Annotated in this window: 14 protein-coding genes and 1 tRNA gene; 6 read left to right on the top strand and 9 right to left on the bottom strand. The window is 39.7% G+C overall.

All coding sequences use genetic code 11. The annotated features are described in order from the left end of the window. The first annotated feature begins 4 nt into the window (after positions 1 to 4). On the top strand, positions 5 to 448 hold the full coding sequence (locus J4E06_RS08565) for a 3-oxoacyl-ACP synthase (protein ID WP_349523610.1): 444 nt from the start codon (positions 5 to 7) through the stop codon (positions 446 to 448). On the opposite strand, the gene J4E06_RS08560 is transcribed toward J4E06_RS08565, so the two are convergent. The 7 genes from J4E06_RS08560 to J4E06_RS08530 form a co-directional block, all read right to left on the bottom strand. After that, positions 445 to 1,065, bottom strand: a complete 621-nt coding sequence (locus J4E06_RS08560) for an MCP four helix bundle domain-containing protein (protein ID WP_349523609.1) — start codon at positions 1,063 to 1,065, stop codon at positions 445 to 447. The two genes, J4E06_RS08565 and J4E06_RS08560, sit on opposite strands and share 4 nt — an antisense overlap. A 143-nt stretch (positions 1,066 to 1,208) precedes the next feature. Next, positions 1,209 to 1,568 (bottom strand): hypothetical protein, encoded by a 360-nt coding sequence (locus J4E06_RS08555; RefSeq protein WP_349523608.1) that lies wholly within the window; start codon positions 1,566 to 1,568, stop codon positions 1,209 to 1,211. Between the two features lie 33 nt (positions 1,569 to 1,601). Beyond that, entirely contained in the window at positions 1,602 to 2,018 is a 417-nt protein-coding gene (locus tag J4E06_RS08550) for a GreA/GreB family elongation factor (protein WP_349523607.1), read from the bottom strand. 206 nt (positions 2,019 to 2,224) lie between these two features. Beyond that, entirely contained in the window at positions 2,225 to 3,553 is a 1,329-nt protein-coding gene (locus J4E06_RS08545) for a sigma-54-dependent transcriptional regulator (protein ID WP_349523642.1), read from the bottom strand. Positions 3,554 to 3,555: 2 nt separating this feature from the next. After that, complete coding sequence (locus J4E06_RS08540; RefSeq protein WP_349523606.1) at positions 3,556 to 4,647, bottom strand: sensor histidine kinase; 1,092 nt, start codon at positions 4,645 to 4,647, stop codon at positions 3,556 to 3,558. A 157-nt stretch (positions 4,648 to 4,804) separates the two neighbouring features. Continuing rightward, positions 4,805 to 6,013 (bottom strand): esterase, encoded by a 1,209-nt coding sequence (locus tag J4E06_RS08535; RefSeq protein WP_349523605.1) that lies wholly within the window; start codon positions 6,011 to 6,013, stop codon positions 4,805 to 4,807. 245 nt (positions 6,014 to 6,258) lie between these two features. Next, a complete protein-coding gene (locus tag J4E06_RS08530) occupies positions 6,259 to 7,350 on the bottom strand; it encodes a Fic family protein (RefSeq protein WP_349523604.1) in 1,092 nt (363 codons plus the stop codon). A gap of 819 nt (positions 7,351 to 8,169) precedes the next feature. Here J4E06_RS08530 and J4E06_RS08525 point away from each other — a divergent pair. The 4 genes from J4E06_RS08525 to J4E06_RS08510 all read left to right on the top strand — a co-directional run bounded on the left by J4E06_RS08525 (position 8,170) and on the right by J4E06_RS08510 (position 10,594). Next, entirely contained in the window at positions 8,170 to 8,865 is a 696-nt protein-coding gene (locus J4E06_RS08525) for a toll/interleukin-1 receptor domain-containing protein (protein WP_349523603.1), read from the top strand. Positions 8,866 to 8,932: 67 nt separating this feature from the next. After that, on the top strand, positions 8,933 to 9,172 hold the full coding sequence (locus J4E06_RS08520; protein WP_349523602.1) for a hypothetical protein: 240 nt from the start codon (positions 8,933 to 8,935) through the stop codon (positions 9,170 to 9,172). Between the two features lie 124 nt (positions 9,173 to 9,296). Continuing rightward, positions 9,297 to 10,079 carry a hypothetical protein gene (locus J4E06_RS08515; RefSeq protein ID WP_349523601.1) on the top strand — a complete coding sequence of 261 codons (783 nt, stop codon included), beginning with the start codon at positions 9,297 to 9,299 and terminating at the stop codon, positions 10,077 to 10,079. 77 nt (positions 10,080 to 10,156) lie between these two features. Continuing rightward, positions 10,157 to 10,594 (top strand): acyl-CoA thioesterase, encoded by a 438-nt coding sequence (locus tag J4E06_RS08510; protein ID WP_349523600.1) that lies wholly within the window; start codon positions 10,157 to 10,159, stop codon positions 10,592 to 10,594. Positions 10,595 to 10,769: 175 nt separating this feature from the next. Here J4E06_RS08510 and J4E06_RS08505 read toward each other — a convergent pair. After that, positions 10,770 to 10,843 (bottom strand) — tRNA-Ile (locus J4E06_RS08505). 59 nt (positions 10,844 to 10,902) lie between these two features. Further along, positions 10,903 to 11,310, bottom strand: a complete 408-nt coding sequence (gene mce / locus J4E06_RS08500; protein WP_349523599.1) for a methylmalonyl-CoA epimerase — start codon at positions 11,308 to 11,310, stop codon at positions 10,903 to 10,905. Between the two features lie 102 nt (positions 11,311 to 11,412). Between mce and rbfA the strand changes: the two genes are divergently transcribed. Further along, positions 11,413 to 11,808, top strand: coding sequence for a 30S ribosome-binding factor RbfA (gene rbfA, locus J4E06_RS08495; protein ID WP_349523598.1), 396 nt, complete (start codon positions 11,413 to 11,415; stop codon positions 11,806 to 11,808). Position 11,809 lies beyond the last annotated feature (1 nt).

Genomic DNA, 11,809 nt, shown 5'->3' with positions numbered 1-11,809 from the left:
AATTATGAAAAAAGCACTTTTGGAATTTTGCTGGAAGCATGTAAACGAAAGAACCGACCGTCTCAAAAAACATAGCGATGAACTCCAAGAATCTTTGGGTTCCGAAACCAAAAGTTCGGCAGGCGACAAGCACGAAACAGGTAGGGCGATGGTGCAATTGGAACAGGAAAAACTAGGCCAACAAGTACAGGAACTGGATGCCACCCGAAGCATCCTGAATAAAATCAATATTGATTCCCCATCAAACAAAATACGGTTAGGCTCTTTGGTAAAAACGAGTATGGCCGATTATTTTATAGCCATCTCCGCAGGAGCTTTCAAACATAATAATCGTGAGGTCTACTGTATTTCGGCCAATGCTCCGATTGCCCGTTTACTGTTGGGAAAAGAAAAGGGAGCATGTTTTATTTTTAATGGAAAGGAACACTCCATCTTGGGAGTAGATTAGGAACCGTCTTCTACAAGTTCCATATTTGATTTGTCCCGGTGGAAAACGATGACAATGAAAAGAATCCCTATAATAATCAAGAATACAATTTCAATGGTTGATAAGAGCTGATTCATCCCCAAGGACCTCTTGGAACGCTGGGTCAACAGTCTTCCTTCGGAAAGCTGTACCTCAGCGAGTTCGTCCAAATTTCCACTGATGCTGCCTAAAACGGAAACAATCTTTTCTTTGGATGCTCCATCGTTCGTATAGCTGGCTTCCAACGTTTTAAGTTCAGCATAATTTTCCTTTAAACTTGTCAGAAATAGGGATTCCTCTCGAGTCAAATCGGTCTTTTCAAAATCCGCTAGAATGTTATTTATCTCGGGGTATTGTGGAATTGCTTTGTGATTCCGTGTATTGCTGGACAAGTATAATTCTTTTTTATGAAACAGGTTGTTCAGCGTGTATATATATTCCTGGACCACCAAGCGATCTTCAAAAACCGAGTCTACCCCATGCTCTACTGTAGAAAAGTTTCGGTTGTTCAACCGATTGGATGCGAGAACCAATAAAAATGCTGCGGCAAGCACAAAACCTGTGTGAATACGTTGTTTTATTGTTCTTCGTTTTGGCATCCTTTTAGGGTTTACACGAATTAATTTGTAAGCGAATAATATTAAAAAAATTTCATGGAAACAAATCCGCCCAGCTATTAGCTAACCATTCTATTAGAGCAAATCTAATGCTTTAAGCTGAGCGGAAAATCACCATCAATCAACTACAGTACACTTAACTCGCCAGACTCAAGTGCATCTTTCAAATCTGCCTTAACAACAGGGTGGCTGTTAAAAAATCTTTTACCGTCGGTCTTCTTGATTTTTACTACCACGGTACCGTCTCTTTTCTCTTTGATGTCCGTTACCACTACTTTATTTCCAACCACTGTTTTGTAATTGGCAATTCCCCCTTTTTTAATGATGAAGTTGGCTCTTGGAAAATTGATGTGCTTGAACTTTGGTGTATCGGGCTTACCGATTTCCATTACATCACCAACTTTTACTTCTTGGGGATTTACATTTTGTGCGTTGACATTTGTGGCAGCTACCACGAACAAAATTGCTAAAACTATATTTCTCATAACTATTTAATATTTAAGGTTTACAATTAATTTTTATAAATCAAAACTGGATGATACTTGGTGAGACTGTTCAACACCGATGATCCTAAAGGATTTTATATCCGATGGAAAACCCAGTTGAATTTTATCGCTCACTGCGAGCCCGACCAAATTGGCTCCAAGAGTACTCACCACAGAAATCATATTCTCTTTAAGATCCCTACGGGTAGATGGAACCAATTGGAGCGTTTGACGTGCTCCGTGCATAAATTCCACCGTTACCTTGGAGTTTAACCGAACTACATCGTCCGGTATGTCCGTTTCATCCTGCACCAAAGCCTTATCAATTCTATCGCCCAATTGTTCCAAGGCATCTTTGTGCGCATAATCCTCATAATACCTATGAAAGTTCAATATGCGTTTCAGCGTTAGATAATCCTTTTTTTCGATGATAAGGCTTCCGTATTTCATTTCCAGTTCTTATCAAAATCGAGACACTAAAACAGCATCCCAGCATTTTTACCATATAAAGGCAAAGCCTGTGCCAACAGTAAAGGTTTACGTTTAGTAGAATACTTAAATATCTGTTTTTCAGTTTATTAATTAGATTATTAACTTGTAAAAAGAAGAGTGGGATTGGGTAATTTTTACCCATATGGGGTTAAATACCCCAGTGGTTATTTCAGTTTTTCCCGAAGTGTTTTACGGTTGATGCCTAAAATTTCAGCCGCTTTGGTTTTGTTTCCTTGGGTGGAGATGAGCACTTCTTGAATGTATTCCTTTTCTTTTTCCAGAAGTGTTTTAAATCCTTTTGTGGGAAAATCGATTTTATATTTTAATTCCTCAGGAAGGTGTTCCAGCTTAATGGTACCATCACACATAATTACCGCGCGCTGCACCACATTTTCCAGCTCCCGGATATTGCCGGGCCAAGAATATCGTTCCAGAATATCAAGGGCATCATCAGTAATACGAACAAAGCGGTCTTTGTACTCAACACCATACTTCTGCATAAACTTTTCAACCAATAAAGGGATGTCGGAGGAGCGTTCCCTGAGTGGTGGCACATCAATAGCAACTACAGAAAGGCGGTAAAAAAGATCTTCCCTAAAAGTTTTCTTTTGAATCAGTTCTTCCAAATCACTGTTGGTAGCGGCAATAACCCGCACCTCCAATTTTTCAGCCTTTTGCGACCCTATCTTGGTCACTTCTTTCTCCTGAAGCACTCGCAGTAGCCTATTTTGAACGGGCAATGGGGCGTTTCCTATTTCATCCAAAAAAATGGTTCCCTTATCTGCTGCCTGAAAAAATCCGTTGCGATTTTCGTTGGCGCCCGTAAACGCACCTTTTGTGTAGCCGAAAAGCTCTGCTTCCAACAGATTCTCGGGGATGGCCCCACAGTTCACTGCGATAAAGGGCGCTCGAGAAAACTTGCCCGAATAATGGATAGACCTTGCTACCAGTTCTTTTCCCGTTCCACTTTCGCCGCGGACCAAAACCGTGGCGCGATTGTCCTTTACCCGAGCTATTATCTCCGTAACCTTTTGGAATGCTTCGGAGTTTCCGATCATATCGGCATATCCATTATTGGCCACTGATTTTATCGGTGGCGCGTTAAAAACATCTTTCGCTTCCTTACTGGCCAAAGCTTTTTTAACGGCCAAATCCAGCTCTATTTTGGTAAAAGGTTTGGTCAAATAGTCTGTTGCCCCGTGTTTGATTACGTTGGACGCATCTTCCACCGATGGAAAGCCCGTAACTACCAACTTGGGCATATTGGGGTAGTGCTCGGCCACATATTTTACCAGTTCCAGCCCATCTATTTCCGGCATATTGATATCCGTTACCAACAAATCTATCTCCGTATCCTTTAAAATGTATAGCGCCTCTTTGACCGATACAGCTTTGTAAGTATGGTAATCCATCGACTTCAAATGCCGTTGCAGCAGCTCAAGAATGTCGATATCGTCATCGACCAGCAATATGTTTTCCTTTTTCAACAAAATGCTTACTTTTTTGGGAATTTCAATGTAAAGATAGTGCCTGATGGGGTATTTGGCCTAACCGCAATGCTTCCTTGATGGCTCTGAACTATCCCGTGTACCACACTAAGTCCCAATCCCGATCCCTCACCAATGGGTTTGGTCGTAAAAAACGGGTCAAAAATATGCGCTATGGATTCTTCGGGAATGCCAGGGCCTTGGTCGGCAATTTTTAGGATCATATTTTCCTTTTCAATCGCCAGTGAGACTGAAATCGTACTTTTTGGCGGTGCAAAATAGATGGCGTTTACAATCAGGTTGAAGACCACTTGGGTCAGCTGGATTTTATCAATACGAAGTTCGATGGTGTCTTCGGAATGTTCAAAGTCACAAGACACATCATTCTGGCGCAAGGTAGTCCGCAGCATATTGATGGCCTCCTCTATCACCTCAACTACATTGATCACTTCCCGTGTTTCGGGCATTTCGCAGGCAAAGAACATCAGTTTTTTGACCACTTCCCTTGAAAAAATGGTATTGGTGATGATTTTGTCCAAGTCCTTGAGAGCTTGTGGGTCATTACTAAGGTGTTCTTTTAAGAGCTCGGTAAACCCCAGGATGTTGGCAAGAGGTGTGTTGAGCTCGTGGGCGATACCCGCTGTGATTTCTCCCAAGATTCGGAGCCTATCGGATTGCTCCACCTGCCTGCGGATGTGCTCTTCCTTTTCTTTTATTTCCTTGCGCTCCAACAAGTTGCCCACCTTTAGGCACACATTGTCCAACAATTGCTGTTCTTCCTCTAAAAAATCCTTGAGTTGGTATTTGGGGGACGGATACCCAACTTTTATCTCACCTTTTGGTTTGTTGAACACGGTAATGACCGATTCCAAAAACACGTAGTCTTCCCCTTTCTCTTCGGTCTTTATAAAATAATCAGAGTTAGATAAGAGCACGTAAGTATCCTCATTAAACTGCCAAGCGCGCTCTAAACATTGCACAATGCCGAGCAATGCAGTTTCCATATCGTCGTAATCACAATTGACAATCAGTGAAGTCACCTCGTACAGACAGGTAAGTTCCTTGATGCGCTCCTTGAGCTTTTGTTCGGCGGTGAGCATTTTTTCTTCTTTTTAGCAAATTAGTGAATTCTTGGAACAAGTTTGTTATACGAAGCCATCTACAAAAAACCCTTCGAAATCCAAGACTTGAAAGGGTTTAAAAAGTAAAAAGATCTATATTTTGATTTAGTGGGAATACAAGATACCTTTTACCTTATTATTTAAACAACATCGGTGCGAATTCCGATAGATAGATTCTCCAGTTGGACCATGTATGTCCGCCTGTACTTTCGCGATAGGTATAGTCAAAATCGTGCTTATCCAGCTCATTTCGCATATCAACCACACTTTGGTATAAGAAATCGTCCTTGCCGCAAGCAATCCAATAAAGCTCAGGATCGGCAGCTTTTAAGGCTTCTATTTGTTCACCTCTTTTAGAATGGTCAACGTCTATTCCAAAACGACTGAGATCGGCAAAGCCCATGCTCATCACACCTATATAATCGAACAGCTCGGGGTTTTCAAAAGAGGTGTTCATGGTCTGTAAGCCGCCCATGCTCAAGCCGGTCAAAGCACGATTCTCTTTGTTGGCTTTCACTCGAAAGTGTGATTCAATGTAGGGAATCACGTCGTTGACCAAACTCTTTTCGAACAACATATTTGCCATCCCGCCTGCGGGTTGTGTTGAAGGTTCCAGTTTGGGGCTTACCGTTAAAGCGGCGGCTTGACCTGGATTACCGTTGGTCATCACCACCATCATGGGTTTGGCCTTTCCTGAATTGATCAGATTGTCCAAGATATGGTTTGCAACCCCCAAGGTTGGCCAAGCCTCTTCGTCTCCGCCCCCTCCGTGCAATAGGTACAAAACAGGATAGTTTTCATTGCTATCGGCATAGCCCGGTGGGGTGTATACATACATTCTACGGGTTAGGTCCAAGGTCGGGGACTCATACCAAATTTTGTGAACGGTCCCTTTTGGTCCTGTTTTAGCCCAATAGAGTTCGGAAGCTTCGCCAGGAATGTACAGCACACTTTCTATTCTAAATGCTCCGTCGCGAGCAACCAATAAATTGGCGGTGTCCAAGGTGTTGACACCGTCTACAACAAAACTGTACCCGTAAAGTTCTGGTTCCAATGGGCCAACCGTGGTGGACCAAACACTGTTTTCATCTTTGGTCAGTGCTACGGTCTTTCGGCTCATCCCCATTCCCTCACCTACCATGGGCATCCAATTGCCCGACAAGACCACATTCTCCGCCTTTGGTGCTTTGATTCTAAAAGTTACCATGTTGTCATCGGCAACTTCGGGAGACACCAGCCGCTCCATAGAACCCACCTCTTGACCGATGGCCGCCAAGGGCAAGGTCAAGGCCACAAGCATCAATTGAATGCGGAACCTACTTAGTTTATTTACTATTGTTTTCATGCTGATTCTGTTTAGTTGTTTTTTATATATTTATGTCAGTGGGTTGATTTTAAAAAGCGTTGAAACCTTACTTGGTTTACGATTGTCTTTGAAAAAATCAAATTATCCCTTTGGATGATAGCACTAAGATATGATATTTTTCTTTATTGTTACATTTTGTAACAATAAACATTTGGGATTAAAAATGAAGCAATTTCTGAAGCGTGCTGGAATTGTTTTGAAAAGGATTTTGACTGGTCATAAGCTTACTGGTTTACAATTTTTAACAGCCTTCGAAAAGCATATGTGGTAGGTTTTCTCCCTGCCCCTTTCTGAGCAATTGCAATAATTCCGTTATCCACCAAAGTGCTCAATAACCTGGCAACACTCGACCTTGGGATGTTTGAATTTTTTTCAAAATTTCGGGATGAAAAAATTGGTTGTATAAATAAGGAATCCAAACATTGTATTGCAAATTGTGAATGTGTACTATCAACTATTTCACGCTTTACAGTTTCATATAAATTGATGATTTCCCTTGTCTTTTTTATGTTTTTTTCTGCTTGGACAACAATTGCATTTAAAAAAAACCGAATCCAATTGGTCCATTGACCGCTATCGGTTATTTCTTTTAGGGCGTCATAATAATCGGAACGGTGGCTTTCCAAATAGTCACTTAAATAGAACACAGGCTCTTGAATTATCTCTTTGTGGTACAAGAACAATGGTATCAAAATCCTTCCCATCCTTCCATTTCCGTCCAGAAACGGGTGTATAATTTCAAATTGGGCATGAACAATTGCCAATTGGACCAGGACGTCCTTATCCTCAATGTGAATGTATTTTTCCCAATTATCCAAAGCCTCCAGCATCACAGGAACGGAAGGAGGCACAAAACGGGCATTTTCAATTGTTGAGCCGGGCGATCCGATAAAGTTCTGTATTCTACGAAAATTTCCTGGGTCTTTACTGTCTCCACGCACTCCCCACATTAGGACAGCGTGCATTTTCTTAATGGTATTAAGTGTCAATGGACGTTCCTTCATACTATCGCGCCCTTGTTTCAAAGCAATTCGATAATTGAGAACCTCAAAAATATCTCCTTTAATATAATCATCCGCGCGCTCATCTGCCTCATACTCCAAAACTTCTTCCAAAGTGGCCTGTGTCCCTTCAATTTTTGATGACAACACGGCCTCTTGCGTACGAAATGGAGACAGAAGTACATCAGGATTTATAACAGATTGCAGCAAACCATCATAGTGGGCAATATATCGATTGGCTTTACCCATCAAATCGATGAGTTGGTCCCAGTCAATGTTTTTTAAGGGTAGTGCTTTTGGTTGATATGGATTCATTTTTGTGTCTTATGAATGGGCTATAAATCATTTTGTGTCTCAAATATATAAAAATATGAGCCACAAACTTTTTTGTATATAACTTATGGGACACAAAATCTGTAGCCATTGGTTGATGCTATTGATGTCGTTGTTTCTAAGACAGACTATGGAAACATACCAAAAAGAATCATAATCAGGAATGAAAGCTGGTTAAGGGAAAGGTGTCTCGCCTTGGATTCCATTTTTTTGGACAGCGTTCTTTGCTTATGAATCCAAATGGCCAAAATATTGCCCAATTTTTCCATATTCCAAGATAGGGATAAAATGACTTATTTGGAATCTTGATGTAACTATCTCAACTTTTTATTGAACTTCAAAGTTTTGGTTGACAATATTAGGTAAATCTTGATTAACGGTTAACTAATAATTATTCGTTTCAACCAAACCTAAAACAAATATTAATAGAAAATTCCTACATTTATAGAGGTTTCCCCATTAAAATTTATTGATGATTAGTAAAATTATTTAAATAAAAAAGAAAGATAATGGGTATCAAACCAGGTCCTAAAAGGATTGCCAAGTCAACTGGAAAACCAGATAGACGTCAACGAGATAACAAAAACACACCGCGAAACACGCCATCTCTTAAGCCACACAAACATACGAAAGGAGATTAATCTTTTCATTTTAACAATTCCATTGGAAGATGATCAGATACTTCGATTTTATTCCAAACTGTGGGTGTACTGATGTATTACACATCTCTGTAAACAAAAGTTGCATTTAATTTTCAACAACCAAACACATTAAGAATGACGAACATAAAATCAAATAAATATGGCAAGATGTACAGCACCAGTAAGAGGGCATAGAACAGCAAGCGCAAGAGCTGCTTGTCCTGCGTGCGGAAGTCGCTATGGAGGATATAGTTCATACTCGTCTTACACTTCACCTTACTCTTCATATAATAGTAGTTATGGAAGTGGAGGAAGCTCAAGAAGTAGAAAACCAAGATGGTCCAATCCTTCATCGGCCGTCTATTATACCACAGCGGAAATTCGGACTTTGACACCAGTTCGAGAGAATATTGAAAAACGTGCGACTATTCCTGACCTTCGTGATGTTTTTTTGTGCCACGCTTGGGATGATCGAAAAGAAGCTGCAAAGGAATTACATGATTTAATTGAGGATAATGGAGTATCAGTTTGGTTTAGTGAAAAGGATGTTTTATTAGGCTCATCATTACTTCGAGAGATTGACAAAGGATTAGCGAACTCAAGAGTTGGAATAGTTTTGGTAACGCCCTCTTTTATTGGGCGAGTTAGAAATGAAGGGATTGCTGAAAAAGAACTTTCTGCTCTTTTGGCACGTGATTTACTTGTTCCGGTTGTGCACAACACAACATTTGAAAAACTACGTGAAGTAAGCCCTTTACTCGGATCAAGGAGCGGGCTTGATACGAATGAAGAATCAATGCACAAAGTTGTATTGAAATTAGCAGAGTTAGTTGAGGTTGAGGAAGAATCTATTTAATCAAACTTATATTAGTTATGGTGCATTACCGCAAAAGAATAAAACGTAATTGAAATAAAAGATTAGCATGAGTTTTTCATTTAGGAATGATGAGTTTGACCAGCTTTTTAAAAAGGTTCAAAATGAAGTAAAATCCTTTATCGAAGAAAAAGGAATAGAGTTAAAGGGAGAGTTACTGCCAGAAAACCTTGTAATGTGGCAAATGAACAATGCAGGCACATATTTAGTACACCCTTCCGATAGTTGTCCAGAAGACTTAAAAGATTCCGTCATGGAAATAATTATAAAACACAATCCGACAATCTAGTTGTCCAAATAAGCGATAAAGACAAAATAATTTCGCTTTTGAATGCTTTAGAAAAGAGATAAGATGTAGTTGGAAGTTTACTATAAAATCCTAATAAAACAACTTAATTAATCTGCTCAATATTATGAATTTCAAATTTTCTTGTTTTTTGTTTGTTTGTGCCATTTCATTTCTAAATGCGCAGAAAAACCCTATCAATACTGATAAAAAAGAGAGGGTCATTACGATGGATCAAAGTCTATATTTCCAAGATCAAGATGAGTCAAAGCCTTTTCTGGGCAAAGTAACAAAGGTTGATAACACAAAGCAGCAATTATTGCTCTATGGTTTTGCCCCAGAAAATAATGCCCCATATGATTCATCTTTCACCAAAGAATTTAATAAAATGGGAGCCGACTTTTATCTTATTAAGCTAAACAGAACCAAAAACAACGTGTTTATAATCAGCGATTGGAAATCACCGTCCAAATTTTTCAGTTCCATTTCATTGACAACAATTCCATTTAAAATAAGGCCTGGAAATGATGAGCTTGAAAGAATTACAACTTCGGGATTAAAAAATCTTGTTTTAAATTTTGATTTTTTCAGTTATAACAGGCAGTATTATTATCATAGCGGGAAAAATTTAAGATTACGTATTGCTCTCGGTACATTCATCTCTCCAGCTGTAGAAGAAATTGATAACCTACAAGATGATCCGGGGCTAGAAGCGACAACCAGTAAAGAGCTTTTTATCTCTGGAGGTATTGCCATCAATATAGGGATTAACGATATTGGTTTTTCATTTATCCCATTTGGTTGGGATCAAGCCACAACAAGTAATGGTCGAAACTGGGATTATAATGGTAGAAGGTGGTGGGGATTTGGTATAGGGCTATCACCAAAATTTTTAAATCCTAAAGATTGAGTTTTGATTTCTCATAGTGCCTTGGTTGCTAGTTTTTCATTAACTATTAATATGCAAAAGTTCAAAAAAACGATTATATGAAAGATAATAATTCCAAAGCATATGTGGCTCTTGAACTTCCAGTTCAGTGGGGAGATATGGACGCAGCGAAGCACGTGAACAATACAATTTATTTACGGTGGATAGAATCAGCCCGTATCGAGATGTTTCAAAAAATGAAAAAAGGTCGTTTTGAGTTCGAGGAAATAGTGCCAATTCTAGCTTGGCAAGATTGTAAGTATGTCTTTCCTGTCACCTTCCCAGATAATATTATCATTAACTTGGATATTATCGAAGTATTAGATGATAGGGTGCTTTGTGAAGGAAAAATCTACAGTAAAAAGCATGAGCGAATTGTGGCCATATCGAAATCTTTGCTAATGGCCTACAATATAAAAGAATTGAAAAAACACCCATTCCCTCAAGCTTGGAGAAAATCTTTCACAGATTTTTATGGTGAATCGATTGTAAAATAATTTAAATGCCTCCTTTAAGCTAAAAAACAATCCGTTTTTATAGTTATCAAGTACTTAACAAATAATAACTGTTTAAGAGGAATAAATTGAATGTTTTTGAAATGTTGTACCTATGTTGTACCCACATAAAAAAGAAAAACCTCCCAATTGCTTGAAAGGTTTATCTTTGTTGAGGTGGTCCCACCTGGGCTCGAACCAGGGACCCCCTGATTATGAGTCAGGTGCTCTAACCAGCTGAGCTATAGGACCCGCATTTTGCGGATGCAATATTAGTGTTTATTTTTCTTCAGCGCAAGGTTTTAACGGCTCTACTCTTCTTTTATTTCTTGGCAAAGCTCTACCAATACACCATTGGTGCCCTTTGGATGCAAAAATGCCACCAGTTTGTTGTCCGCTCCTTTTTTGGGTGTTTCGTTCAAAACTACAAAGCCTTCGCCTTTCAATCGTTCAATTTCCGAAACAATGTCCTCTACCGCAAAAGCGATATGATGGATGCCCTCGCCCTTTTTTTCGAGAAATTTGGCAATAGGGCTATCGGACTTGGTCGCCTCCAGCAATTCAATTTTATTGGGGCCCGATTTAAAGAAAGAGGTCTTTACCCCTTCCGAGGCCACTTCCTCAACTTTATAGTGCAGCACGCCCAACAGCTTTTCAAACAAAGCATTGGACGCCTCCAAATCTTTTACCGCAATACCGATGTGTTCAATTTTATCCATAGTAGCTATAATAAGCATTAAAATATTCGCCTTTTCCCAAAATTAAGGACTGTAAATGTTTAATAACGTGAGGTTAGTCATTAATTCGCTTATTTTTGCAGTATGGAGGAAACACAAAGACAGAAAAAAATAGCAGGAATCATTCAACAAGACCTGGCCGATATCTTACAACGTGCCGCTACCGATGGTGGCCTAAAGGGAACTTTGATCTCTGTGTCCAAGGTTTCCGTGACCGTAGATTTATCCTTGGCCAAGGTGTATGTGAGCATTTTTCCGAACAAAGGCGCCAAAGAACTTTTGGAAGGCATCAAAGAGAACCAAGTGGCCATCCGCTACGAATTGGCCCAACGTACCAAACACCAACTAAGGCGAGTGCCGGAGCTTAATTTTTATCTGGATGATTCCTTGGAATACATCGAAGGGATTGAAAAATCATTGAAAGGAGAAGAAAACCCTATCGAGAATAGGGATCTGCTCGACAAACGTAAGAAATCCTGAT

The sequence above is a fragment of the Allomuricauda sp. NFXS6 genome (assembly GCF_040148835.1).
Taxonomy (GTDB): domain Bacteria; phylum Bacteroidota; class Bacteroidia; order Flavobacteriales; family Flavobacteriaceae; genus Flagellimonas.
Note: the sequence above shows the minus strand (reverse complement) of the source record. Positions and strands in the feature narration are given on the sequence as shown.

Excerpts from the sequence above, each read along its gene's own strand:
- J4E06_RS08560 (WP_349523609.1), bottom strand. The coding sequence starts at position 1,065 with ATGCCAAAACGAAGAACAATAAAACAACGTATTCACACAGGTTTTGTG.
- J4E06_RS08530 (WP_349523604.1), bottom strand. The coding sequence starts at position 7,350 with ATGAATCCATATCAACCAAAAGCACTACCCTTAAAAAACATTGACTGG.
- mce (WP_349523599.1), bottom strand. The coding sequence starts at position 11,310 with ATGGATAAAATTGAACACATCGGTATTGCGGTAAAAGATTTGGAGGCG.
- J4E06_RS08540 (WP_349523606.1), bottom strand. The coding sequence starts at position 4,647 with ATGCTCACCGCCGAACAAAAGCTCAAGGAGCGCATCAAGGAACTTACC.
- rbfA (WP_349523598.1), top strand. The coding sequence starts at position 11,413 with ATGGAGGAAACACAAAGACAGAAAAAAATAGCAGGAATCATTCAACAA.
- J4E06_RS08535 (WP_349523605.1), bottom strand. The coding sequence starts at position 6,013 with ATGAAAACAATAGTAAATAAACTAAGTAGGTTCCGCATTCAATTGATG.
- J4E06_RS08555 (WP_349523608.1), bottom strand. The coding sequence starts at position 1,568 with ATGAGAAATATAGTTTTAGCAATTTTGTTCGTGGTAGCTGCCACAAAT.
- J4E06_RS08550 (WP_349523607.1), bottom strand. The coding sequence starts at position 2,018 with ATGAAATACGGAAGCCTTATCATCGAAAAAAAGGATTATCTAACGCTG.
- J4E06_RS08515 (WP_349523601.1), top strand. The coding sequence starts at position 9,297 with ATGAATTTCAAATTTTCTTGTTTTTTGTTTGTTTGTGCCATTTCATTT.
- J4E06_RS08565 (WP_349523610.1), top strand. The coding sequence starts at position 5 with ATGAAAAAAGCACTTTTGGAATTTTGCTGGAAGCATGTAAACGAAAGA.
- J4E06_RS08520 (WP_349523602.1), top strand. The coding sequence starts at position 8,933 with ATGAGTTTTTCATTTAGGAATGATGAGTTTGACCAGCTTTTTAAAAAG.
- J4E06_RS08510 (WP_349523600.1), top strand. The coding sequence starts at position 10,157 with ATGAAAGATAATAATTCCAAAGCATATGTGGCTCTTGAACTTCCAGTT.
- J4E06_RS08525 (WP_349523603.1), top strand. The coding sequence starts at position 8,170 with ATGGCAAGATGTACAGCACCAGTAAGAGGGCATAGAACAGCAAGCGCA.